A 24,345-nucleotide genomic window follows, 5' to 3' on the forward strand; every position below is an offset into this window, starting at 1 on the left:
GGCGCGCAGGCCCATGTCGGCTGGTCCGGAGGGTCGGCCGAGAGCTTCCGAATAACGCCAGAAAGCTAGCGCAGCCAGCCTTTCTTGCTGAATATCCAGAACGGAATCGCTACCGACAGCGTCATCAGGATCAAGGAGAAAGGGTAACCATAATCCCAATGGATTTCCGGGAACCACCCCTGGAAGTTCATCCCGTAGATGCTGGCAATCAGGGTCGGGGGCAGCAAAGCAACCGATGCAACGGAAAAGATCTTGATGATTTTGTTCTGGTTGATATTGACAAAACCCACTGTCGCGTCCATCAGAAAGTTTATCTTTCCAAACAGGAAGGACGTGTGGCCGTCGAGAGATTCGATGTCGCGCAAAATCTGGCGCGCGTCCTCAAGTTGATCGGCATTCAAGAACTTGCCCCGCGTCAAGAAGGACACGGCGCGGCGCGTGTCATGCACGTTGCGGCGGATGCGTCCGTTCAAGTCTTCTTCGCGGGCGATGTCGGCCAGAATCTTGGCCGCCTCGGTGTCAGTCACTTCAGTGCCGAGCACATGCTTACTGACCACCTCCAGCGCGGCATAGACGTTTTCGAGCGCGTCAGCCGAGTACTCCGCATCGGCGGCATATAGGTCAAGCAAGACGTCCTTGCCGTCGGTAACGTAACCCGGCTGCGTGCGAGCCCGCAGACGCTGCAGGCGGAAGACCGGTAGCTCCTCGGTACGTACCGTGAACAAGACGTCCCGATGCAAGATGAGGGCGACAGCCACGTTTCGCGATCCTTCGCGCGAATCGAGGAGGAAGTCCGAGTGCAGGTGGATTTCACCGTTGTCCTCGACATAAAACCGCGCGCTCGCCTCGAGGTCGGTCAGGTTGCTGGGGTTCGGCAGCTGCACATCGAAGAAACGGCCCACCCAAGCCCGAATCTCCGGAGTGGGCGCAACAAGGTCGACCCAAATCGGCTTCAGGCATTTGAGATCGTACGGCGTGTTGACCGCGATCTGGCTTAACCGCCCGTTACGCAATTCGAAGGCCGTGACCGCTGTCTTTTCGTTGCGGAAGTGGCTATCGACGATCAGTGCTTCGCGCACCTCGTCCGAGAGAATTTCGAGAATCGCCTCACCGCGCTCCTCACGTACCTCGTGCCACACGACCAAGCGTTCTTCGGGGCCCAGCGCTTCGATAATCTTTGCGATGTCGTTGATCGCCATCCGCTCAAGCAACGCATGCAAAGGCTGCTGAGGGCGCGCCGCGACCTCCTCGCTGCCTAGGTCCTGCCGAAAAGGGTCCTGTCGATGCGAGGGGTCTTCGGCCAGCTTGTGCTTGGCAATCAGTTCGCGAACGCTTGCCAGCGTTTCGGGAACGTTTTTTTCCTCACTCATCGGGTATGCCTCCCCTGAACAGCGGCGCTTCGGACTGGCCGGATTCTAGCACTGACAAGAGCCCGGCTGGCATGCGTCGACGATCAAGAACGGGCGGATCAAATAGAAGCGGACCGGCTACCTACTTGAAGGAGGGAAAGTCATTGGGCTAAGGAACCTGGGCGTTGCCCATTCGCCCGAGGATCGCCTCCGCACGATTGGCCAAACCGGGCGCTCCCGGGCGCCGATGGTAGTAGCGAGGGCTGGGGACCATGCCAGCGAGCCGGGCGGCCTGCTGGGGAGCAAGTTGCGCGGCCGTGGTTCCGAAGTAATGTCTCGCGGCGGCTTCCGCACCGAATATTCCGTCGCCCCACTCGATGACGTTAAGATAGACCTCGAAAATCCGGCGCTTACTCCACACCGATTCGATCATCACGGTGATGAGCGCCTCCTCAGCCTTGCGCCAGTGTGTTTTCGCCGGCGTCAGAAAAAGATTCTTGGCGAGTTGCTGCGAAATAGTCGAGCCCCCGGCCACAATCTTGCCACGCTGGCGGTTGCGCTCCATCGCGTGCTGTATCCCCGCCCAATCGAAACCGCCGTGATGGACAAAAAGGTCGTCCTCGGCCGCAATGACGGCGCGTTTGAGGTGAACCGAAATCCGGTCGTACGGCACCCATTGTTTTTGCAGTTGCGTTCCCGGTTTTCGCGTCCGTAGTTCCTCTAGCCGGATTTCCATGAACCGCGTCAGGTCGGGGTCTGCCCACTTCCACCACAAAACCCAGCCGAACAACCACACTTGGTAGAGAACCAGGACTCCGACGACGAGGAGAATGAAACGCTTCAGCCAGCGGGCGATGAACTGTGCACCCCGCGAACCACTCATGCCTTACGCAACATGTCCATCACCGGTCCGCATTGCGGCCGGACGCCTCGCCAGACATAGAATGATTCCGCCGCCTGCTCGAGCAACATCCCCAGACCGTCGGAAATAAGCCCGGCTCCCTGCTCCCGCGCAAAGACGCGGAAAGGCGTGTCGCCCAATCCGTACATCATTTTGTAGGCCAGGCTACCGGGCGCGAAGATGCCTTCCGGGAGTGGCGGCATCGTCCCGCTGAGGCTGGCGGACGTCGCATTGATCACGATATCGAAGACCTGTCCGGCAAGCTCGTCGTAGCCACAGCCGGTCACCTTGCCAAGATGGCCGAAGTGCTCGCTGAGCGCCTTTGCCCGCGGAACGGTGCGGTTGGCGATGACGAGCGAGTGAGGCTGCGCCTCCAGCAACGGTCCGACAACCCCGCGCGCCGCGCCGCCGGCGCCAAGCAGCAACACCCGTTTTCCCGCTATCGGGTAATTCAAGTTCACCGTGATATCGCGAAGGAGGCCAAAACCATCGGTGTTGTCACCGATCACCTCATCGCCTTGAAAAACGAGCGTATTGACTGCCCCTGCCAGTTCTGCGCGTGGCGTCAGCCGGGTAACGATTTGGAAGGCTTCCTGTTTGAAGGGCACCGTGACGTTTGCCCCGCGGCCACCACCGGCAATGAAGTCGTCGACGGCATCCGCGAAACCATCTACAGGCGCGAGGATCGCGGAATACTCGATATCCTCCCCGGTCTGGCGGGCAAAGGCGGCGTGGATGAATGGCGATTTGCTGTGGCCGATGGGGTTGCCGAAAACACAGTAACGGTCGGTCATGATCAAGGTCTCAACGAGTGTTCGTCTCAAGGCGATTACTTGTGGTAAACGTCCAGGTTCGGGTGATCTCCAGAATATCGGTATCACGCCGGATATCTTTCGGAAAAGCCGCGTAAGGCCCGGCCATATGGACGATGCGGCGAGCGGCATCGTCGAGAATGCGATGTCCCGACGAGCGGTTGATCTCCACCCGGTCCACGGAGCCATCGCTTTTGATTCGGACCGACAGCATCAGGCTTCCGGAGAGCTTGCCTTTCGCCGCTTCAGGGTAGTTCAACGTACCGACCTTTTCGATCTTGATGCGCCAGTCTTCAACGTATTGCGCAAACCGGTACTCCTCAGCGCGAGCGCCGATGTTTTTGACGCGCGGTCGTTTGTTGTATTCGTCGGTGTCGCGCGCGATTTCGCCCTCGAGCCGCGCCATTTCCAGGGCGTTGTGCATCAAATCGCGGCCCGTCAGGCCCCGAACCGGTTCCGGCTGGGCTTCACGATCTTCCTTGGGCGCCGACACAGTCGCTTTTTCCTGGGCCTGGGCCAGCAATCGCTGCCGTTGCGCCTCAAGCGCCTGTACGCGCTTCTGCGTCTGTTCGAGTTCAGCGCCGGCCTGTTTTTTCGGCGATGAAGGCAACGGAGTCCGCACACGGCGGTCCTTGTCGGTCGTCCCTCCGCCGTCAAGGTTGGATTGCGCTAATGCTTGCGCGTCGCTCGGCTTTCGGGCCGAGCGGCTATTAACCAGAATGATATCGAGGGCACGGTCGCGAAAGGCCCTCGACGCATCGGGGAACTTGAAGTGAATCGAGAGAAGCAGCGCGTGCAAGAACAGCGACGCACCGACAGCAATCCATAGTTTGCGGTCGGCGGTCGAAACATCCCAGCGCTGGCCGAGAGCAGTACTCACGTCAGTCAATCGTCTCCGCAATTTCGTCGTCCAGATTCTCGGCATCCGTGGGCGCGAGATCAAGCGTTTCGACGTACCTGCACCCGAGTTCAAGTGTCAGATAATCGATGGATTCGATACGCAGCCGTACGCGCTGCCCGGGTTTCAACTCCGGTGCCGACGAAACGCGCTGCAGCAGCGGCAAATGGTCGAGCTTGAGGAGGTTCTCGCGGCGTACGGTCGCGTCGATTGTCTCCAAGCTCTCCTGCCGCAACCAACGGAGACACCAATAACGTTCCATCTGGCGCTGAAACTCGGCGTAGCCGGCGTAGGTGAGGTCGAAGTCGCGCATGGCAGCAAATAGCGCGTCGGATTTCGCCTTGAAAGGAGGCGTCTCACCTCGGAGGCACGCCACCAGTTGCCATTGGTTCAACATGTCGACGTAACGGCGGAGCGGCGACGACGACCACGCATATTGCGCAACGCCGAGGCCCTCATGCGGCAAGGGTGAAGTCGTCATGCGCACCTTTCCCGCCGTCTGCGCGCGGTAAATGGCTGGCACGGTTTTCTCGGCTAGAAGTCCGCCCCAAGTGCTATTGGCCACAATCATCAACTCCGCCACCAGTTTGTCGAGTGGACTGCCTCGCCGACGTTCGCTGATCGCGACGTGGCATTGCTCGGCATCGGTGAGATCGCCTTCGATGGCGAAGTTGTAGTCGTTTACGCCTTGAATTGCAGACGGTTTTCCCCGGCGGCCTTCACACGCATTCGCCAACTGCCAGAGGGTTTTCAGCTCGTCGCGAAAAGCGAACTCGGGCAAGCCTTCGGCGAGCGTCCGTTCGTTGAACAAGGGCTCGATGTCATGGTGGCGTAGGTTGGCCATGATCGGCACCGTTTCCACGCGCGACTCATGGCCGATGATCTCGAACTCGGACGTCACCGTCAGATAGAGGGAGACAGCCGGGCAATCGCGCCCGGCGGCCAGGGTGAAGCGCTCGACGACGTCTCCAGGCAGCATCGTGATCTTGCTTCCCGGCATATACACAGTCGAGAGCCGTTCACGCGCCACGTCGCCGAGCGGAGAACCCGGCGCGATAGCCAATGCCGGCGCGGCGATATGTATTCCCACGCGCCAACCGACACCCGGCAGCGACTGCAAGGAGAATGCGTCATCGATTTCCGTGGTCGCCGCATCGTCAATGGAGAATGCCGCGACATTGGCCCGCTCCAGGCCCACCGGCCAGTCGGGGAGCTCGCCCGTCGGGAAGTCCGTCCCGCGGGGGAAATACTCGAACAGAAAGCGCTGCAAGTGATAGTCGTGCGGGGAGCGGATCGCCCCGCATTGCGCAAGCAGTTGCAACGCGGACTGCCCGGTCTCGGAGCAGGCCGTCTCCAGCGCTTTGGTTTCGATCCGGTTGCGATCAGGCTTGTACAGGAGCTGCGCAAGAATCGGTGCGAACTCCGCCGGCAGAATGGAGGCCTTTAGCTCAGCGACCATGCGCTCCACGGCTTGCGCCTGCTGACGCTTCCTTTCAACACCGGCCAGAGCGGCTGCGAGAATGTCGGCAGGGGCCTTGCGGAAACGCCCCTTGCCCTTGCGGTGAAAGTAGATGGGCGTTGAATGGAGGGCCAGCAGGAGCGCAGTCGCTTCGACCGAGGAGGCCTTCTGCCCGCTTCCTCCGAAATAGTCGTCGGCAAAATCACAAAAAGAAAATTCGCCATCGCCCGCACACTCCCAGAGAAAGTCCGTCTCTATCCCTTCGGCGAGGGATTCGGCACGGTTCAGCAGTTCGCCCGGCGCCGGCTCCTTGAACCTCAACAAGACGTTCGCCGCCTTGAGCTTTACGCGTTTCCCGGAAACCGTTTCGACCTGCAGCGAAGACTCGCCATCGGTCATGATCGTGGCGGTTTTGAAGGCGCCGTCTTCTTCAAAAAGGACATGCATCGACGCGATTATAACCCGGCAAATTCAAGTATTTGGGCGACGTATTGAGGGAAATGGACGAAGCTGTGATCACCCCCGTCGAGCACGATCTGACGGTTACCTTGATAACGCGCCACGGCATGCCGGTAATCCAGCACTTCGTCGCCGGTCTCGACCAGGAGAAGGTACCGGCCGGCGGTGACGATTGGCGCCTCGAGAGCCCGCAACTCGGCCACGTGCTGCTCGGTCAGCTCGAAGCGCTGCCCCGTGTAAAGGTTCGTCTGAGGGCCGATGTACTTCGCGAGCGAAATCGGTGCAATGACGGCGGGATTGACCACAACTCCCCGCAGGCCATGTTTCTCCGCCAACCAAGTCGCGTAATAGCCGCCAAGCGAGCTGCCGACCAGCGTCAGCGGACCGGCTTCGCGAGCAATGATCCGTTCGGCTTGCGCGATCGCCTCGTGCGGCACGTGAGACAGCGCCGGGCAGTGGAATCGGTCGGCGTACCCGCGTGCCCGCATCGTCTCGCCAAGGAATCGAGCTTTCGCCGATTGCGGCGACGATGCAAAACCATGCAGGTAGAGGATACCTGCGCTCACGCCGCCCCCCAGGCGATGATGTCGAGTTTCCAGGTCGCGAGGACGACAATGCCGAATGCAATCCGGTACCAGGCGAACGCTGTAAAGTCGTGCGAGCTGATGTATCGGAGCAAGCCGCGCACCGCCCAGAACGCAGAGACGAAGGCAGCCAGAAAACCGACCGCCCACATGCCGATATCGTCGGCGGAAAGCAGCGCCCGTTCCTTGTAAAGCTGATAGAGGCTGGCGACGATCAGAGTCGGCGTGGCAAGGAAGAACGAAAACTCGGTCGCGGCTTTGCGGGAAAGGCCAAGAAACAAGCCGCCGATGATGGTCGCGCCCGAGCGCGAAACTCCGGGCACCAGTGCGAGAGCCTGGGCAAACCCAAGCTTGAGAGCGTCGAGCAATGAAAGGTCGTCCGCCGTTTCAACGCGGACGCGGTGTTCGCGCCGCTCGGCCCACAGAATGACGAACCCGCCAAGAATGAACGAAGCCGCAACCGTCGGCGCATTGAAAAGGTGGGCCTTGATCGCCTTGCCGAACAGCAGGCCAAGCACGGCGAGGGGTAGAAAGGCGACGAACAGGTTGATGGCGAACTGCTGGGCCTTCTGCTCGGAAAACAGGCCGGCAATCACGTTTGCAAACTTGGCGCGGTATTCCCAGCAGACGGCCAGAATGGCTCCAGACTGAATGACGATCTCAAAAAGCTTGCCACGGTCATCATTGAAATCGAGCAAGTCGCCGGCGAGAATCAGGTGCCCGGTGGACGAGATCGGCAGAAACTCGGTCAGACCTTCGACGATGCCAAGAATGAAAGCTTTGAGCAGAATCACAACATCCATAGTATTTAGCGTCCGGAAAAGTTGGGCATTCTAGCAGGCACCCGCCTGCTTCCTTGAACATCGGCGGCGAAACCGCCATCGAGCGGGAGCCTCGGAGGCCCGGAATGCGGAGGTGCGACGTGATGCGCTTGCGCGACAGACGGAAAGACTTCTTCACGTCGCTGAACGAAGACCAGCAAACTCGGCTTCTGTTCAATCACGCCCATCGTATTGGCCATTAACGAAGCCGGTCACACTGCGCTTTGACCAGCGGCGCCTGCCCCCCCCCGACCGGCCCTCGAAGGGTCCAGCCGGGGAATTGCTTTACTTTGCGAACTGAGCGAAGCGCTGGCCCGTGGAAGCCAGCACGCCCAGCCAGGCGGGGCTGTTGAGATCGAGCTGCTTTTTGTGCTTCGCCAGCAGCTCAATCGGCACGTGCGTGAAAATGTCATGTTGCTGACCGATCACGAGCCCGGTCTTCCCGGCCATCGCGGCATGCACCGCATTGCGTGCGTAGAAATCGCAGAGAATCGCGTCCTCCGCGCAGGCTTGAACGCTACGAATCAGGTAGCTTGGATCAAAGTAACGCAGAATCACCGGGACGCTTTCCGCCTTGAAATAGGCGTCGATCCGGTCGCGCAGGAAGAGGCCGATGTCTTTCGACTTCAGGTTTCCGGAGGCATCGTAAACTTCCGGCCCCTCGTTCATCAGATGCTGCCCCGCGCCTTCGGCGACCAGGATGACCGCGTGGGCGCGGCTAAGCACCCGCTTCTTGAGTGCTTCGAGGAAACCGTCCTCGCCTTCGAGTTGGAAGGGGACTTCCGGCACCAAGGTGAAATTTACGTCCTGGCTGGCAACCGTTGCACCCGCGGCGATGAAGCCGGCGTGGCGGCCCATGATCTTGACGATCGAGATGCCGTTCTGAACGCTGTGGGCCTCGGTGTGAGCGCAGTTGATGACCTTCGCCGCCTCTTCTACGGCCGTCACGTACCCGAAAGTCCGGGACACGAAAGGAACGTCGTTATCGATGGTTTTCGGAATGCCGACGACGGCAAGCGCATGGCCGCGCTTCTTCGCTTCCTGGAAGATTTCGGCGCCGCCACGCTGCGTTCCGTCGCCGCCGACGACGAACAAGATGTCTACCTTGCGCCGGATCAGGTTATCGACGGCCACGCTCACGTCGACGGGTCCGCGCGAGGTATTGAGCTTGGTGCCGCCTTCGTTGTGAATATCCTCCACGAACTCTGGAGTCAGCGGAATTGGCTCAGACCCGCGCCACGGATCGAGCCCTTTGTAACCGTCGACGAAGCCGAGAATCTCGCGCACGCCGTAGCCGTGCCGCAGTTCGAGAACGAGGGAACGGATGACGTTGTTCAGCCCTGGACACAGGCCGCCGCACGTCACGATTCCTGCGCGGGTTTTCTGCGGATCAAAAAACAGGCGCTCGCGCGGGCCTGCGACCTCGAATCGCAACTCCTCGGTAGGCTCCGCCGCCGGATCGATAACGACATTGAAAACAGCACGAGCAGTATCGCTCACGTGATAAGGCAGAGGGGACGGGTAACGCGCTTCGCCAAGAACGGTAATTTCCATGGTGCTTAGTCTTAGAGGGGGAAAACCGGAAAACCGCGAGTATCCCTCGCCACCGCCTGGCTGGTCAAACGGCCATCCCTGCTTCGCCCGTCGATTTCGCGTGTCGGAGAAGTCGTGTCGGAACGCCCGCTCTCGCGGCTTGCACGGTAAAATCGCGGCCCATGAAAAATGCCTTCTCCACGTTCCTTGCGGCTCGCTTCGCAACGGCCCTCATGCTCATGGCAAGTCCGTTGGCGCATGCGCAGTGGACCGAAATCCACACCTTCGAAGACGGCATGCGCGTGTATGTCGACAGTGCGTCTGCACACCGCAACGGCGACACGGGACAACTAAAGCACCTCGTACGCTGGGCGGAGCCGCAGTCGGACGAAGGCGTGCCGCCCTATCGTTCGACGCTGGTGCACACGGAATATGACTGCGCCGGCAAGCGTGAGAAGTACTTGGGCTCGGTCTCGTATTCGGGGCCGATGGCCGACGGTCCAAAGGTTCTCGCCGACGATAACGCCGCCGAGACGTGGTACTCCATCTCCGACGGTTCGATGGAAGAAAAACTCTGGAAGACGGCTTGCAAAATTAAGTATGGCAGGCCGCTCCGGAGTGCTCGATAAACGCCCGGCTACCGCTGCCGCGCCGCCGCGATAAGCTTGCGCGCGAAATCGCCGATTTCGCCGTTGCTCCACTTCGTGTTCACCACCTCAGCCGCCTTGGCAAACTCGGTCGGGTTGGCATAGTTGATGGCAATGCCGGTGGCTTTCAGCTTGTAAAGCTGACGGTCCTCTTCCTTGAGCGCGATCTCGCGATGGTAATCCGTTGCCTCCCGGGCGGAGACGCGCAGGATGGAACGGTCCTTGTCGCTGAGTCTGTCCCACACCACTTTGCTGGCGACAAACGGCGTCACCGAATACATATGCCCGGTCAAGGTCAGATAGCGTTGTACTTCGTACATCTTGGACGTATAGATGTTCGAGAGCGGGTTCTCCTGCCCGTCGACTTCTCCCGAGCGCAGGGCTTTCGGCAGCTCCGAGAACTTCATGCTCACCGGTTGCGCACCGAGGGCACGGATAAGGTCCATGGCGACGGGATCGGGCGGCGTGCGGATTTTCATTCCCTTCAGGTCGGCCACCGCAAAAATCGGCTTCTTTGAATTGGTCATATGCCGGAAGCCGTTGTCCCAGTAGCCGAGGACGATCAAGCCCTTCTGTGCCGACAACTGCGCGAGTTCTTTGCCCACGGGACCTTCCAGCGTATCCCAAGCACGAATGAGCGAAGAGAACAGGTAGGGGAGACCGATCGCCGCGTATTCGGGAACGACCGCCGACATGGCTCCCTGGGAATTGGCCGAAAGATCGAGTGACCCTTTGACCAATGCGGCCACCATTGCCGCGTCGTCACCCGCCTTGGCGTTCGGCAGCACCGAGACCTGCAACGCACCGCCGCTGTGCGCCGCCACCCGCTCGGCGAAGCGTACGGCCGATAGGTGGCGTGGGCTGTCTTCGGGCGACCCATGCCCAAGGACGAAGGTTTTCTGCGCATGGCTGAGCGGCGCCCAGAACGTTAACGCGGACAGGGTGAGAAACAGGAGTGATTTCATAACGTCTCCAATTTGTTACGCCTGGGCGGCCTCAGCCGCCCGAAGCTAGGTTAATGCTGTACCTCTGGAAAGAACTGTTCGTCTTGCGCGCGCCGCAAGGCGAACAGCTCCGAGGCAGGGTCGATCGAGATATCGTCGAAACGTATGACGGCGCCGGCCTCGACGTCGCGGACGAGGGGACGATTGGCCGCCAGGTAAAACGGCACCGGATTTCCGGCCGCCACGCGGGCAGCGGGGTGCAGTTCCGCCGTCACGCCTTCGATCGTATGGTGATGCCCACCCATCATCAGGGTCGCCCCCCTCGAGAGCCGCCGGGTGGCCCGTGCCACCAGATCAAGGCGTGGAAGTGGCTCGCGAGCTCCGCTGGAACGGCCGTTTGCGGCGGCATCAAGAACGCTCGTTGCGGCTTCCAGGCCCAGCAGATGGCGTGGCAGATAGAGCATTGCGCGTCCGCCATCGCGCGACACCACGTGGCCCTTGGCCGCCAGCAAATCCCAGGTGACGGCGTCTTCGCAGCGGACGACGACGAACACACCGCCGGCGAAACTCGCTTCGTCCGGACGCCGCAAGCAATGGAAAACATCAAGCGCACGTTCGCGCTTCAGTAATCCCCCCTCGGCGATTGGGCCGAAGAAGTCAGGAACCTCCGGAATACGAGCGATCGGGGCATGCAAGTCCGGCCGATCGGGCAAGAAGCCCGTGGCGTTGGCGACGACGAGCAGTTCACAAAGATCGGGTACGGCACGTTGCGGCAGCGCAGCGCACATCTCGGAACGGGCTTTGGCCACTGCGGCAGTTCGCTCTCCTTCGGGCGCCCAAAGGTTGGCAAAACCCGGAACGGGATACGGTCGCCCTTCGCACAAGATCGTTTCCATCTTCTGATCGAAGACAAAGTCGTATTCGCTCGACTTGCCGGCGGCAATGATGTCGAAGCCTAGCGTCTGCGCCCAGGTAATGAGGCCGATCAGCAAACTCGGCTGGTCGCCATCGACGGGCGTGGCGACTTTTCCCCGTTTGCGTGCCATATACGCCAAGTAAGGGCCGACGACGCTGTCTACTTCCTTGGACACGATCACCAGGTGATGGCCGGCTTCGATCGCCAACCGTCCATGCCGGGCGCCGGCTTCCGGATTACCCGTCGCCTCGACGACCACGTCGATCGGCAAGCCGACGACCGTGGCGAGATCGCCAGCAGCGACGAAACGGCCCGCCTCCCAGGCGCGCTGCGCTTCCTCAGCAGAGCGGCAGGTGGCGACCTCGTCTGCCGCGATACCGAGAGCGGTGAAAGCAGCGGCGGCGGTGGCCGCATCGATATCGACGGCGACCCGAGCCCGCATCAGCGGCACACGCAGTCCTTGAGCAATGAAGCTGCGGCCGAAACCGCCACTGCCAACAACGCAGGTTTGAACGGGGCGGGCCGCGCCCGCATAATAATCGAGGTGGTTCATGCGGATGACCTTGGGAGTCGAAAGGAAATCAGGAAAGGAATATGGAGTCGTATTGCATGCAATATTGAAATCAACAACCGTTTTTACACGCATTGATTGGTTGTAGTCAATAAATTGCATGCAATGTTGAGAAGAGTGCCGCACTGTTTTGAAAGGTGGAGCGAAACAATGACGGATGCCGCGCACGGAACACGAACCCAGGTTGCCGCTGACGAATTGCGGCGATTGATCATTGCCGGCGATTTGGCGCCGGGACAACGCATTTCGGAACGAGCCGTAGGCGAGTATCTGGGTGGTACGTCGCGGACCCCGTTACGTGAAGCTCTCAAAGTTCTAGCGGCCGAGGGGCTCGTCACCCTCTCACCGAACCGCGGGGCAACGGTCACCGCGCTCAGCGAGCGAGAGGTCGAAGAGGCGATCGAGTTCCTCATCGGCCTTGAAAGCCAGGCGGCCGATGCCGCGTGCGAGCACTTCACCGAAGCCCAGCTCGCCGAGATTGAACACCTGCACGATGAGATGCACCGCGCCTTCCGAGCGCAGCAGCTGATGGCGTATTTCGAGCTGAACCAGACGATTCATCAACGCATCGTCGAAGCCGCGGGAAATCGCGTATTGGCGCGGGTCTACGCGACCGAGTGCGCACGCGTTCGCCGCTACCGCTATGCCGGCAATCGTCGGCACGAACGCTGGGAACGGGCCATCGCCGAACACGACCGCATTCTAGAAGCGCTGAAGGCCCGCGACGGCGCCCTGTTGCGCGAGATGCTGCGCGCCCACCACCGCAACGGCTGGCGCGTGGCACGCCAGCTGGTGACCCGAGAACTCGTTTCCACCACAGAAACGGAGCGGTAAACCAAAAAGGCCGTCGCACGCGACGGCCTTTGGGTAAGACTTCTTACGATCAGCCCAGCTTGAATGCCAGCGACGAGGAACCCGAGTTGAGGGCGACGCTGATCGGCTGCTGGTAGGCGGCCGGACCCCACAACTGGCGCGGACCAGGCGACGCGAAGAGGTCGTCGTCGGCCCACTCGTCGCGCCGCGAAACGAAATACTTCATCGCGGCCGAATCCATCTTGACGAGCGCCTTCTCGATCACGAATTCGTCCTTGCCGTGGCGGCGTTCGATATTGAGCAGGCCGGTCAGCGGAATCGCCTGCGGTGCGCCGCCGTTCGTCAAGCCGGTGACGGTCGCCATGTAACCGGTACGGCCGTCGAGAATCAATGACCCGGCCGTCAAGCCCAGGTTGTAGGTGTAGGCGGCATCGAACAGCGTCGGTGCGCCGCAACGCCCTTCGTACCCAAGGAAGTGGGTGTGCGCGCTGAATGCCACGCCGGCGTCGAGCTGTTTCACGCGCGCCTTCACCATGTCGACGAGCAGACGCTCGGTCGGGATCAGTGAAACCTGCAGGTTGCCGTGCGAATCGCGTTCCGCCAACAGCATATGCACCACGTACGACGGCAACGAGGCCAGCAGTTTGCTGTTCTCGGGCGAGAGCTTGTCGAGGATGTACGCGGGCTTGGCATCTTCAGGCAATGCCGAGAACGCGAGCTCATGGTGGGCGATCTGTTCGTTCAGTTCGGCGATCAGCGCGTTCATTTCCGGAATGAACTCGATCAGGCCTTCAGGGACCAACACCACGCCATGGTGCATGCCCTTCGCCGCACGGGCGACGACGGCACGCGCGATCTGGTCCACGATGGCCGCCAGCGACATCTTCTTCTCGGCCACCTCCTCGGAGATCACCGTGATCGCGGGTTTGGTCTGCAGCGCAACTTCGATCGTCACGTGCGATGCGGAACGTCCCATCAACTTCACGAAGTGCCAGTACTTGAGCGACGAGCGGGTGTCCTGAAGGATGTTGCCGACCATCTCGCCGTAGATCTTGGTCGCCGTATCGAAGCCGAAGGAAATGGGCAGCAGATCGCCGATCTGCAGGTCGCCGTCAATCGTCTTCGGCACGCCGATCACCTGCACGCCGGAACCGTCAGCCTTCACGTTCTTGAACAGGTATTCGGCGAGTACGGCCGCGTTCGTGTTCGAATCATCGCCGCCGATGATGACGATCGCGTCGAGGTTGTGCTTGACGCAGGTCGCCTTGACCTGGGCGAACTGCTCGTCGGTTTTGATCTTCGTGCGGTCAGTACCGAGAAAATCGAAGCCGCCGGTGTTGATGATGCTCGCCACGTCCGCGTCGGTGATCTCGAACAGGTTGCCCTTCAGCAGTCCTTTCGGGCCGGGCTTGACGCCAAACAGCGTATTGCCTGCACCGAGCACGCGCTTCAGTCCGCACACCACGTTATGACCGCCCGCGGCCGGGCCACCGGAGAACAGAACGGCGACGCGCTTGCCTTGAGCCGCCTTGGCGTTGGTTCCCGAAGAGGCAAGGACAACATTGCCAGACGCCTGGACCGAATTAGCGAAGCTCTTGGCAACGCTCTCGCTGTCTTTGGTGCTCAGTACGCGCGACGTATTGGCGAAAGTGACGGCTTGCGGCTGCGTCGGCGAACCGAATGCGGCGCATACCGGAAGCGGCAGCTGGCGCACCGCCGATTCGAAAATCGAATTGTGCGCTTCCATCTTTTGCAATTGTTCAGCCAGATTGCTCATGGTTTGATCCTAAAGAAAGGGAACGAAAACGAAGGTTGCCCGGTGTGCGCCGCGTGCCCGCAGGGGCCGCCAAGCGACCGAAAAATCGTTTGGATTCTACCTCAACCCGGAGGTCTGAGCAGCGGCCCGAAGCAAACACAGGACTCCGCTTTCTCAGTCGTCCTACGCCCCAAAGAGATATTCGGACGACAGCTGGACGTCTAAAGGGACGCTACACTGGTTGGGGACATCAGACGTCTAAGCATTTTCCGGCCATTCTTATCGCATAGCGCCTTTGGTTTTTGTCATCCTTGTCCCGCTGTTCTAAAGTGATGCCCTGAAGGTTTTTGGACCAGCACAAGGGGAGCAGACGAGCATGACGACGGAAAAGGATTTGCGCGAAGCCGCACTCGAGTACCACAGGTATCCCACCCCGGGCAAGATTTCAGTGCAGCCGACGAAGGCATTGACCAACCAGCATGACCTCGCGCTCGCCTACTCACCCGGCGTGGCCCTGGCATGTGAAGCCATCGTCGAAGACCCGGCCAACGCCGCTCTCTACACGTCGCGAGCAAACCTCGTCGGTGTCGTCACCAACGGCACGGCCGTGCTCGGTCTCGGCAACATCGGCCCCCTGGCCGGCAAGCCCGTGATGGAAGGCAAGGGTTGCTTGTTCAAGAAATTTGCGGGTATCGACGTTTTCGACATCGAGCTCGCCGAGAACGATCCGGACAAGCTTATCGAGATGATCGCGGCGCTCGAACCCACACTCGGCGGCATCAATCTCGAAGACATCAAGGCGCCTGAGTGCTTCTACATCGAAAGCCGACTGAAGGAGCGCATGTCGATCCCGGTTTTCCATGACGATCAGCATGGCACCGCCATCATCTCCGCGGCCGCGATGCTCAACGCTTTGAAAGTCGTCGGCAAAGACATCGCGAAGGTGAAAGTAGTCTGCTCCGGTGCGGGAGCGGCAGCCATCTCCTGCTTGAATCTCTGGTGCGACCTCGGCGTCCAGCGCGAGAACGTCATCGTCTGCGACTCGAAGGGAGCCATCTATAAAGGCCGTGAAGCGAATATGGAGCCGACGAAGGCCCATTACGCACGAGACACCTCCGCGCGCACGCTAGGCGACGCCATCGACGGCGCCGATATCTTCCTCGGCCTCTCGGCTGCCGGCGTCCTGAAGGCAGAGATGATCGCCAAGATGGCGCCACGTCCTATCGTTTTCGCACTCTCGAATCCGACGCCGGAGATCATGCCGGAACTCGCGCGCCAGGTGCGACCTGACGTGATCATGGCAACCGGGCGCTCCGACTATGCGAACCAGGTCAATAACGTTCTCTGCTTCCCCTTCATTTTCCGCGGCGCCTTGGACGTCGGCGCAACGCGCATTACCGAAGAGATGAAGCTCGCCTGCGTACGGGCGATCGCCGCGATGGCGCACGAGACCGTCACCAGCGAGGTCGCGATGGCCTATCCCGGACAGGAGTTGGCTTTCGGCCCGGAGTACTTGATTCCGAAGCCCTTCGACCCGCGGCTCATTCTCGTCATCGCGCCGGCGGTCGCCCAAGCGGCCATGGATTCCGGCGTCGCCAAGCGGCCGATCGCGGACATGGCGGCTTACAAGGAAAAGTTGCAGGGCTTCATCTACCGCACCGGGGTCGGCATGCGCTCGGTGTTCTACGCCGCGCGTCAGGGCAAGTCGACACGGATCGTTTATCCCGACGGCGAAGACGAGCGCGTGCTGCGGGCAATCCAGATCGTGCTCGACGAGCAACTTACCCTGCCCATTCTGATCGGCCGGCCCGACGTCATCGCCGCGCGGCTCGAACGGATCGGCTCGCGTCTGCAGATCGGCAAGCAGTTCGAGGTTGTCGACCCAAACAACGACGACCGCTATCACGAATGCTGGAGCACATATCACAAGATGATGCATCGACGCGGTGTCACTGTGGACATCGCAAAAACCCGGCTGCGCAAGCACAACACCTTGATCGGTGCCATGATGATCAAGCTTGGTTACGCGGATGGAATGATCTGCGGCGTTACCGGGCGTTTCGAACACCACCTGCAGCAGATCGAGGACGTGATCGGCAAAGCTCCCGGCTGCTCGACGTTTGCGGCAATGAATCAAGTCGTGTTGCCCGGACGTGCCCTCTTCATTTGCGACACGCACGTCAACGAGAATCCGACGGCCGAACAACTGGCCGAGATCGCCATGATGGCGGTCGAAGAGGTGAAACGTTTCGGCATCGAGCCGAAGGTGGCCATGCTGTCTCACTCGAACTTTGGCGCATCGTCATCCGTTTCAGCCCGCAAAATGGCTGAAGCCACGGCTTTGTTCCGAGCCAAGGCGCCGAACGTGGAGGCCGACGGCGAAATGCACGGCGACGGAGCGCTCTCGGAAGAAATTCGCAAGCGTTTCGACCCCGAAACCACGCTGAGCGGCGAAGCCAATATCCTCGTCATGCCGAATCTCGATGCCGCCAACATCTCGTACAGCTTGCTCAAAATGACGGGCGGCGATGGCATTACGATCGGACCCATCCTGCTCGGTGCGGCCCGGCCCGTGCACGTATTGACGACCACGGCGACGGTACGCCGCATCGTCAACATGACGGCCCTCGCGGTTGTCGGTGCAGCGAGTAAGTAGCGCGAGACATCGGCCCGCCGTTATCGCACAAGCTTTAGCGGTGTGCGCGGCGGGCCATGCGAACGCGCGGGTCGAAACGGAGTCTCAAGCCGTATCGCCCGGACAGCAGATTTGCGCAACCACCTAGAAGAACGACGCTCAGGAGAAACGCCATGATCGCACGCTGGTTAACAGGGATCGCAACAATTCTGGCGGCATTCGCCGTCAGCGCGGAAGTGATAGACATCGACAACGGCGAATTGGCCAAACTGGCCGCAAAAGGCGTCCCGATCATCGACATCCGCACCGCAGGCGAGTGGAAAACCGGAGTCATCCCGGGCAGCCGGCTGCTTACGTTCTTCGACGAGGCCGGACAGTCCAACCCGCCACAATGGCTTGAACGCGCAAAGGCGGTGGCCAAACCGGACCAACCGGTGGTTCTCGTTTGCCGGAGCGGAAACCGGTCACGCAGGGCAAGCGACTTTCTTTCGACTCAGGCTGGATACGGGACGGTGTACAACCTATCGAAAGGAATGAACGGTTGGGTCGCCGAGAGCCGCCCAGTCACGGCACCCGCGCCCGGCATGGCGCTCTGTTCGCCCCCGGCCCATTGCTGAAACGGAACCAAAGGAGCTAACGAGGGCGCTCAGTGCCTGGTATGCCGCTTGCAAGCACTGCCCCTGTGAACCAGAATGGTCTGCAGGAGGCAAGCCAGCATGATCAGAATTCCCGACGAGAAAGCGGCGTTCTTCAGGCACTCCGACGCGCTCGAAGCGCTGCACCGTAGCCAATCGCTCAATGAGAAACTGGCCGCCCTGCACGGCGCATTGCGCACGCACGTTGCGACGGTCGACCGTATCGCGGTCGCCGCGTACGACAGCACAACGGATCTCCTGCGCACGTTTCTGGCCAGCTCCCCGCACGGCAATCCGCTTGTCCGTTACGAATCCCGCCTGGCCGAATCCCCTTCGCTGGTGAGCATCCTCCAAGCGGGCGCTCCGCGGCTCGTTCATGATCTCGAGATTTTCCGTTCCGGCACCCACCCGCATACGCAAGCGATTGCCGAAGGAGGCTATCGCTGGAGCTACACCGTCCCGATGTATCGGGACGGTACGTTCTGGGGATTCGTTTTTCTGAACTCGCTCAGCCCGTACGCCTTGAACGATGCGGAGTTGCGCACGCTCGACGTCTTCGCTCACCTCGTCGCCTCGATCGTTACCGACCAGATGCAGGCGATGCGTACGCTGGCTGCGGCCGTGAAGACCGCGCACGACCTCGTGCACTACCGCGATCCGGAAACGGGCGGGCACATCGACCGCATGGCACGGTACGCACGGCTGATCGCACAGCATCTCGCGGCGCACGGCCTAGCCGCGCTCGACGACGAGGCGATCGAGCGCATCTATAACTACGCTCCACTGCACGACATCGGCAAGTTGGCGCTGCCCGACCGCATCCTGCTCAAGCCGGGCAACCTCTCGGACGCCGAGCGCGAAGAAATGAAGCGCCATACTGTCCTCGGCTTGGAGATGATCGACACGATCGCGCGCAACTTCGGTCTGGAACATCTCGACGGGCTCGACATCCTTCGGCATATCGCCGAGTCGCACCACGAGACGATGGACGGATGCGGCTATCCGCATGGCCTGCACGGCGACGAGATTCCGATTGAAGCGCGCATCGTCGCGGTCGCCGACATCTTCGATGCCTTGACCAGCTCGCGCGCCTACAAGGTGTCATGGACCCAGGCCAAGGCCTTCACCCGCCTGCGCGAGCTGGCACGCGCCAAGCTCGACAAGGACTGCGTGGAAGCGCTGCTGGCCAATGCCGACAAAGTGCACGTAATCCGCGAACGTTACGCCGACCGCCCTTCCGCTGACGATCGCCACGACATCCGGCCGACCGACGTCGTAAGCGCCACGGACATGCATCCTGTTTAGTTGGTCGGGTCGGTATAGGACGCCCGGATTTCGGCGTACTCGGGAATCAGGCCGACAAAGAGCTCGACCAGCGCGGGGTCGAAGGCGGTCGCCGCTCGGCCGACAATGTAGGCCGCCGCGTCTTCCGATGACCAAGGACGTTTGTACGGACGCTCGCTGGTTAGCGCATCGAATACGTCGCAGATGGCGGCGATTCGTCCATGCAAGGGAATCTCCTCGCTCTTGAGGCCACGCGGATAGCCCTTGCCGTCCCAGCGCTCGTGATGCGTAAGCGCCACCGAGCGTGCAATGGTAAGCAGCTCCGAGTCGTGCTCGCCGATGATTTCGGCGCCGATTTCGGCGTGCCGTTTCATGAAGGCCCACTCCTCGGGATCAAGCTTGGTCGGTTTGAGCAGGATACGATCGGGAATACCAATTTTCCCGATGTCATGCATTGGCGCGGCCAGTTGAAGGATCTCGGCCTGAGCCTCCGGCACGCCTGCCGCCCGCGCGAGCCGCTGACAGTAAAGACTCATGCGAATGACGTGCATGCCAGTCTCGTTGTCGCGGTACTCTCCGGCCCGCCCGAGACGCCGGACGATCTCGAGCCGCGTGTTTTCGAGTTCGCGCGTGCGTTCGCGCACCCGTTCCTCAAGCGCTAGGTTCATATTGTGCAGGTCGAGGTGGATCCGCACCCGCTGCCGCACGATCGCGGGATGGCAGGGCTTGTGCAGGTAGTCGACAGCGCCGAGCCGTAAGCCCACCTCCTCGTTGCTGACATCGCTTTGCGCCGTGAGAAAAATGATCGGAATGTCCCGTGTCCGCAGATCGGACTTCAGCCGCCGGCAGACCTCGTAGCCATCCATCCCCGGCATCATCACGTCGAGCAGGATCAGGCTCGGATGCGGCGCCGCCAGCGCAAGGGCCAGCGCCTCCGTCCCGTTCATGGCAAACAGGACGCGGTACTCCTGCCCCAGCACATCTGCCATGGCGCTGATATTTTCGGCCACATCGTCGGCGACCAGAATCGTTTCGCGATCATCGTTCATCGGACTCCTCCTCCGTTGCGTTGCGGTCGCCGGGGAGCAGGGGCAGTAGTTTCAGGGCCGTCGCGTAGTCGTAACGCAGAACCGCCGCGCGGAATTCGCCCAAGCGATCCGGAGCCGGGTCGAGGCGCGCGATCGCACGCAAGAAATCGTCGAGCGACGAAACAGCCGCCGTGTCGCGGGACTCCAGCAAACCTTGCATATTTTCGATTGCCTGCTGACACTCCTCAGCATCGGTCCGCGGCGCCTCGGTTACCGTCGCGCCGCCTGACCGGGCTGGGGGCTCGCTTTCGTCACCGAGCGCCTGCAACCCGCCCATCACACAGCCGAGCTCGGTCATTGCGGCCGGCCGAGCGGCGTTCAGTTCGTGGATGTTCCTGCGCGCCGCCGCCTTTTCGAGGTCCTCGGCCAACGAGCCGAGTCTTGCCGCTCCCATCGACCTCGCCAGACCCTTCAAGGTATGAGCCAGACGCACGGCGGCCGCCCAGTCGCCCGAGTCCAATGCGGCAGCAAATTCGGCTTCGAAAGTGTTTCCGAATCCGTCGCGGAATCGCCGCAACACGCGCAGGTACAGGTCTTTCTTGCCAAGCGCGAAACCCAGCCCTGCCGTTTGGTCGATTCCCGCGAGCCCAGGCAGTCCACCCGCTGCGAGGTTCTCAGTGTCGGTTGGTTCGGCGACGGACTTGAGTAACGGTCGACGCGCCGGCGAAGCGCGATAGATGAGTTCGTGCGGCCCGTGCGTCGTTGTGCGCACGTGTGACAGCCACTTGAGCAAGATGGTGAAAAAATCGGCCGGATTGACCGGTTTGGTGACGAAGTCGTCCATGCCGGCTTCTTCGCAGACCCGCCGATCTTCGTCGAAAGCGTTCGCCGTCATGGCAATGATCGGCGTCGTCTCGTAGCCCGGCAGCGCCCTGATCGCTCGCGTCGCCTTCATGCCGTCCATCTCGGGCATCTGCATATCCATCAGGATCAGGTGGTAGTGTCTGTCGCGCGCGCGCTTGATCGCCTCGTACCCGTTGGCGGCCGTGTCGGCGTTCAGTCCGACCGAATGCAGCAGCTCCATCGCAACCTCGGAATTGATCGCGTTGTCCTCGACGAGCAGAAGCTGGGCGTCGCTGAAACGTAGCCTGAGGCGCCCCTCGGCATCCGTCCGCTCCTTGTATTCGGGCTCGGGCATGATGCCGTGCCCTCGCCCAAGCCGCGCGGTCAGCCAGAACGTGCTGCCGACCCCCGGCGTACTGCTAGCGCCCGCTTCGCCTCCCATCAACCCGGCGAGCCGGCGGGTAATCGCGAGCCCCAGCCCCGTGCCGCCGTACTTGCGGGTGGTGGAGGTATCGGCCTGTTCGAAGGACCGGAAAAGGTCTGGGAGGACATCGGCCGGGATGCCGATTCCCGTATCTTCGACTTCGAAACGTACCAGCAGATCATCCGCGTTGGCTTCGATGAGGACGGCGCGCAGGACGACGCGGCCCCGCTCGGTGAATTTCACGGCGTTGCCGGCGTAATTGAGCAAGGCTTGCCGCAAACGCGTGGGATCGCCCCGCAGCCAGACGGGCACAGAGTCGGGATCGATGTCGACCTGCAGCCCCTTGTTCCTCGCCTGCTCGCCGATGAGCGAACGGATGTTGTCGAGGATCGCCGAAAGGTGGAAATCCATGCTCTCGAGTTCGACGCGTCCGGCCTCGATCTTCGAGATATCGAGAATGTCGTTGATGATCGACAGCAGGTGCCGCCCGGCGTTTTCGATCTTGCGCATCCGCTCCGCCTGCTCCGGCGTCTGTCCGGCGCGAAGGACGAGATGGGTCAAGCCGATGATGGCGTTCATCGGCGTTCGGATTTCGTGGCTCATGTTGGCAAGAAAGACGCTCTTGGCTTGGTTCGCCGACTCCGCTTGTGCTTTCGCCACGGCCAGTTCGGCCGTCCGGCTGGCTACGAGGTTCTCGAGATGATTGCGGTGCTGTTCCAGCTCGGCCTCCACCCGCTTGCGTTCGGTGATATCGACGACGATGCCGAGATAACGCCAGGGACGGTTGCGTCGGTCGACGTCAGGACGTCCACGCGACATCAGCCAACGTTCGCTACCGTCCGGATGCCGGACACGCCATTCCACGTTAAGCTCGGCCGCCATTTCACGCGCGGCGGTCACTGCCGTTACAGCGGCGTCGCGATCATCTGGATGCACGGTGGCAATCCAGGTTTCGAAGGACGGCATGCTGCTTCCCGGCGTTAGCCCGTAGAGTCGGAACACCTCGTCGGACCAGACATTCCGACCGGTTGCAATATCCCACTCCCAGCTCCCGGCCTTCGCCGCGTCGAGCGCCAGGCGCAGCTTGCTCTCGCTTTCGCGCACGGCGTCCTCGGCCGCCCGTTGCTCGGTCACATCGCGCCCGGTAACGACGGCTCCCGCGATCTCGCCGTCGCCGTCGCGTATCGGCGCGAAGCTGAAGCTGCCCACCCAGGTCTCGCCGGTTTCTTTACAGCGCAGGATCAGTTCCTCACTGGTTCGGGCGTCGCCGCGCAAGGCTCGCGGCACGGGCCACTCGTTTTCGGGTAGGACCTCTCCACTCGTTGAGCTGATTTCGAACGTTTTCGCATATTCCGTTTGCGTACGTGGACAGTCCTCGCGCGTACGGCAACGATGAAAGCTGGCAAAGGCTTCGTTTACCTCGACGAAGCGCCCCCACCGGTCCGTGATGAAGACGGCATCGGTCATGCTGGCCAGTGCGGCCTCCAGCTTGCCTTTCGTCGCCAGCATGTCGTCCTGGACCCGCTTTCGCGCGTCGATGTCCTCGATTACCGCCACGAAATAGTCAGGATCGCCCTGTGCCGTACGCACCAACGACACCGTGAGGTTCACCCATACCGCGCTGCCGTCCCTCCGTAGGAAACGCTTTTCACGGGCATAGTGCTCGATCTCGCCATCCAGCATGGACCCGACTTCTTCCGCGTCATTGTCGACGTCATCGGGATGGGTGAGACTGCGGAAGCTCTTGCCTACCAGGTCGCCAGGCGGCCAACCGAGCATCGTGGAGAGGCGCCGGTTGGCACGCAGCCACTCCCCGTTCGTGGCGACGAGCGCGATGCCGACCGCGGCCTGCTCGAATGTCGCCGTAAATCGCTGCTCGCTGGCCAACAGAGTTTGCGAGTCGGCGATGCGCTGCGCGGCGGCTGCATCAAGGTAGTCGCGCGCGGCGGCGATCTCGGCGATGTCCGAGCGCGGAACGTCCGGCCGAGGGGCCTCAACCAAGCTCGCCACACCGCCGACCAACCGACGCGCCGCGATCTTTCCGGCGAAGACGCCGATCAACAGAGCCGCCAAAAGGCCGGCCGAAAACTTCGCGATCGCCGAGTACATTGGCGTGTGGTAAACGTCACGCGGAATTTCAAGCACGACCGACCAACGGGAAAGGGCTGACAACGCCTCAATCCTGCCTTCCGGATCCACGTCCCGCCGCGGGTCCATTCCTGGGGGAATACGCTCCGCGAGCCGCGTACCGCCGCGGTCAAGCAGGGTAAGCGCCCAACGTTCCGGCAAGTCGAGTTGATCTAGCCGCTGCTGAAAACGCTCGGTCTCGATGATGCTGACCATGACGTAAGCGGCCCGCCCTTCGCGCAGGACCGGCACGGCTATACCAACCAGGGTCCCTTCGCCGAGCTGACTGCGAAAGCTATCTCCCACCGCCGGCTTTCCTGTCGCCACGGCCTCCGGTGCAGCAGCCCGCCCTTGGGGTCGTGGGAGCGTCGGCAACGGTGTACCGAACGGTTCACGGGTCGTAAACAGCATTTGCATCGGCTCAGTCGCCAGCGCAAAGACGACGTGAGCATCAAAGCTTTTCTGGTAATCCTGCGCCTCTCGATACAGATGGCTCCAGCCATCGGGATCGTCCGAAAATGGGGAAAACGCGAGCATGTTCAGGCCATTGATCCGTGCCTGCAAGCGCTGATCGATCGCCAACGCGAGATAACCAGCGATGTGCCGCGCATCGTTCATGAAAGCCTGCTGTTGCTTGTGCACTCCGTCCACGGCTAGCCAGGTGGCAACGATAAGGGGCGGCAACATGCAAAGCCAGATGAGACGCGCTACGAAGCTGCGCATCGATATCGCGTGGTCGCGCAAAAACGGCTGCGACAAGGCTTGGCTGTCGATCCTCATGCGCACCGCACCCGCGAGGACTCGCACGCCGAGGGCGCTGCATCCGAGGCACGGCGCGAGAGGCGCGCGGCATCCCAGCGGACCGACACGGAACATTCGCCCAACACAATCAAAGCGAACATCGCT

The 24,345-nt window shown here is 61.4% G+C and carries 18 protein-coding genes; 5 read left to right on the forward strand and 13 right to left on the reverse strand.

Annotated elements, in window-relative coordinates:
• Positions 1 to 65: 65 nt before the first annotated feature.
• The 8 genes from corA to NZ453_RS00960 form a co-directional block, all read right to left on the reverse strand.
• Positions 66 to 1,370, reverse strand: coding sequence for a magnesium/cobalt transporter CorA (gene corA, locus NZ453_RS00925; RefSeq protein WP_263768389.1), 1,305 nt, complete (start codon positions 1,368 to 1,370; stop codon positions 66 to 68).
• 148 nt (positions 1,371 to 1,518) lie between these two features.
• A complete protein-coding gene (gene mtgA / locus NZ453_RS00930) occupies positions 1,519 to 2,232 on the reverse strand; it encodes a monofunctional biosynthetic peptidoglycan transglycosylase (protein WP_263768390.1) in 714 nt (237 codons plus the stop codon).
• Positions 2,229 to 3,044, reverse strand: coding sequence for a shikimate dehydrogenase (gene aroE / locus NZ453_RS00935; protein WP_263768391.1), 816 nt, complete (start codon positions 3,042 to 3,044; stop codon positions 2,229 to 2,231). Before aroE ends, mtgA begins: the two co-directional genes overlap by 4 nt.
• Positions 3,045 to 3,054: 10 nt before the next feature.
• Positions 3,055 to 3,942, reverse strand: coding sequence for an energy transducer TonB (locus tag NZ453_RS00940; protein ID WP_263768392.1), 888 nt, complete (start codon positions 3,940 to 3,942; stop codon positions 3,055 to 3,057).
• Between the two features lies 1 nt (position 3,943).
• Entirely contained in the window at positions 3,944 to 5,866 is a 1,923-nt protein-coding gene (locus NZ453_RS00945; RefSeq protein WP_263768393.1) for a ribonuclease catalytic domain-containing protein, read from the reverse strand.
• Positions 5,867 to 5,874: 8 nt separating this feature from the next.
• The gene (locus NZ453_RS00950; protein WP_263768394.1) at positions 5,875 to 6,444 is read right to left on the reverse strand and encodes a YqiA/YcfP family alpha/beta fold hydrolase; all 570 of its coding nucleotides are present in this window, start codon (positions 6,442 to 6,444) and stop codon (positions 5,875 to 5,877) included.
• Entirely contained in the window at positions 6,441 to 7,265 is an 825-nt protein-coding gene (locus tag NZ453_RS00955) for an undecaprenyl-diphosphate phosphatase (protein ID WP_263768395.1), read from the reverse strand. Before NZ453_RS00955 ends, NZ453_RS00950 begins: the two co-directional genes overlap by 4 nt.
• A 303-nt stretch (positions 7,266 to 7,568) precedes the next feature.
• Positions 7,569 to 8,837 (reverse strand): ATP-dependent 6-phosphofructokinase, encoded by a 1,269-nt coding sequence (locus tag NZ453_RS00960; RefSeq protein ID WP_263768396.1) that lies wholly within the window; start codon positions 8,835 to 8,837, stop codon positions 7,569 to 7,571.
• Positions 8,838 to 8,998: 161 nt separating this feature from the next.
• On the opposite strand from NZ453_RS00960, the gene NZ453_RS00965 reads away from it, so the two are divergent.
• On the forward strand, positions 8,999 to 9,445 hold the full coding sequence (locus NZ453_RS00965) for a surface-adhesin E family protein (RefSeq protein ID WP_263768397.1): 447 nt from the start codon (positions 8,999 to 9,001) through the stop codon (positions 9,443 to 9,445).
• 8 nt (positions 9,446 to 9,453) lie between these two features.
• Here NZ453_RS00965 and NZ453_RS00970 read toward each other — a convergent pair whose 3' ends face one another.
• Positions 9,454 to 10,428, reverse strand: coding sequence for a TRAP transporter substrate-binding protein (locus NZ453_RS00970; protein WP_263768398.1), 975 nt, complete (start codon positions 10,426 to 10,428; stop codon positions 9,454 to 9,456).
• A gap of 50 nt (positions 10,429 to 10,478) precedes the next feature.
• Entirely contained in the window at positions 10,479 to 11,876 is a 1,398-nt protein-coding gene (locus tag NZ453_RS00975; RefSeq protein ID WP_263768399.1) for an NAD(P)H-dependent oxidoreductase, read from the reverse strand.
• 168 nt (positions 11,877 to 12,044) lie between these two features.
• Between NZ453_RS00975 and NZ453_RS00980 the strand changes: the two genes are divergently transcribed.
• The gene (locus NZ453_RS00980; protein ID WP_263768400.1) at positions 12,045 to 12,728 is read left to right on the forward strand and encodes a GntR family transcriptional regulator; all 684 of its coding nucleotides are present in this window, start codon (positions 12,045 to 12,047) and stop codon (positions 12,726 to 12,728) included.
• A gap of 49 nt (positions 12,729 to 12,777) precedes the next feature.
• On the opposite strand, the gene NZ453_RS00985 is transcribed toward NZ453_RS00980, so the two are convergent.
• A complete protein-coding gene (locus NZ453_RS00985; RefSeq protein WP_263768401.1) occupies positions 12,778 to 14,484 on the reverse strand; it encodes a diphosphate--fructose-6-phosphate 1-phosphotransferase in 1,707 nt (568 codons plus the stop codon).
• A gap of 355 nt (positions 14,485 to 14,839) precedes the next feature.
• On the opposite strand from NZ453_RS00985, the gene NZ453_RS00990 reads away from it, so the two are divergent.
• The 3 genes from NZ453_RS00990 (at position 14,840) to NZ453_RS01000 (ending at position 19,038) form a co-directional block, all read left to right on the forward strand.
• The gene (locus NZ453_RS00990; protein ID WP_263768402.1) at positions 14,840 to 17,119 is read left to right on the forward strand and encodes an NADP-dependent malic enzyme; all 2,280 of its coding nucleotides are present in this window, start codon (positions 14,840 to 14,842) and stop codon (positions 17,117 to 17,119) included.
• Positions 17,120 to 17,271: 152 nt separating this feature from the next.
• Positions 17,272 to 17,715, forward strand: a complete 444-nt coding sequence (locus NZ453_RS00995; RefSeq protein ID WP_263768403.1) for a rhodanese-like domain-containing protein — start codon at positions 17,272 to 17,274, stop codon at positions 17,713 to 17,715.
• A 99-nt stretch (positions 17,716 to 17,814) separates the two neighbouring features.
• A complete protein-coding gene (locus NZ453_RS01000; RefSeq protein WP_263768404.1) occupies positions 17,815 to 19,038 on the forward strand; it encodes an HD-GYP domain-containing protein in 1,224 nt (407 codons plus the stop codon).
• Here the strand turns inward: NZ453_RS01000 and NZ453_RS01005 are convergent.
• Complete coding sequence (locus NZ453_RS01005) at positions 19,035 to 20,066, reverse strand: HD domain-containing phosphohydrolase (RefSeq protein WP_263768405.1); 1,032 nt, start codon at positions 20,064 to 20,066, stop codon at positions 19,035 to 19,037. The two genes, NZ453_RS01000 and NZ453_RS01005, sit on opposite strands and share 4 nt — an antisense overlap.
• Complete coding sequence (locus NZ453_RS01010; RefSeq protein ID WP_263768407.1) at positions 20,056 to 24,219, reverse strand: PAS domain S-box protein; 4,164 nt, start codon at positions 24,217 to 24,219, stop codon at positions 20,056 to 20,058. Before NZ453_RS01010 ends, NZ453_RS01005 begins: the two co-directional genes overlap by 11 nt.
• Positions 24,220 to 24,345: the final 126 nt, after the last annotated feature.

The organism is Propionivibrio soli (genome assembly GCF_025770765.1).
Lineage (GTDB): Bacteria > Pseudomonadota > Gammaproteobacteria > Burkholderiales > Rhodocyclaceae > Propionivibrio > Propionivibrio soli.

Coding starts and splice junctions, on each gene's coding strand:
- corA (WP_263768389.1), bottom strand. CDS start 1,370: ATGAGTGAGGAAAAAAACGTTCCCGAAACGCTGGCAAGCGTTCGCGAA.
- mtgA (WP_263768390.1), bottom strand. CDS start 2,232: ATGAGTGGTTCGCGGGGTGCACAGTTCATCGCCCGCTGGCTGAAGCGT.
- aroE (WP_263768391.1), bottom strand. CDS start 3,044: ATGACCGACCGTTACTGTGTTTTCGGCAACCCCATCGGCCACAGCAAA.
- NZ453_RS00945 (WP_263768393.1), bottom strand. CDS start 5,866: ATGCATGTCCTTTTTGAAGAAGACGGCGCCTTCAAAACCGCCACGATC.
- NZ453_RS00955 (WP_263768395.1), bottom strand. CDS start 7,265: ATGGATGTTGTGATTCTGCTCAAAGCTTTCATTCTTGGCATCGTCGAA.
- NZ453_RS00960 (WP_263768396.1), bottom strand. CDS start 8,837: ATGGAAATTACCGTTCTTGGCGAAGCGCGTTACCCGTCCCCTCTGCCT.
- NZ453_RS00965 (WP_263768397.1), top strand. CDS start 8,999: ATGAAAAATGCCTTCTCCACGTTCCTTGCGGCTCGCTTCGCAACGGCC.
- NZ453_RS00970 (WP_263768398.1), bottom strand. CDS start 10,428: ATGAAATCACTCCTGTTTCTCACCCTGTCCGCGTTAACGTTCTGGGCG.
- NZ453_RS00975 (WP_263768399.1), bottom strand. CDS start 11,876: ATGAACCACCTCGATTATTATGCGGGCGCGGCCCGCCCCGTTCAAACC.
- NZ453_RS00980 (WP_263768400.1), top strand. CDS start 12,045: ATGACGGATGCCGCGCACGGAACACGAACCCAGGTTGCCGCTGACGAA.
- NZ453_RS00985 (WP_263768401.1), bottom strand. CDS start 14,484: ATGAGCAATCTGGCTGAACAATTGCAAAAGATGGAAGCGCACAATTCG.
- NZ453_RS00990 (WP_263768402.1), top strand. CDS start 14,840: ATGACGACGGAAAAGGATTTGCGCGAAGCCGCACTCGAGTACCACAGG.
- NZ453_RS00995 (WP_263768403.1), top strand. CDS start 17,272: ATGATCGCACGCTGGTTAACAGGGATCGCAACAATTCTGGCGGCATTC.
- NZ453_RS01000 (WP_263768404.1), top strand. CDS start 17,815: ATGATCAGAATTCCCGACGAGAAAGCGGCGTTCTTCAGGCACTCCGAC.
- NZ453_RS01005 (WP_263768405.1), bottom strand. CDS start 20,066: ATGAACGATGATCGCGAAACGATTCTGGTCGCCGACGATGTGGCCGAA.
- NZ453_RS01010 (WP_263768407.1), bottom strand. CDS start 24,219: ATGAGGATCGACAGCCAAGCCTTGTCGCAGCCGTTTTTGCGCGACCAC.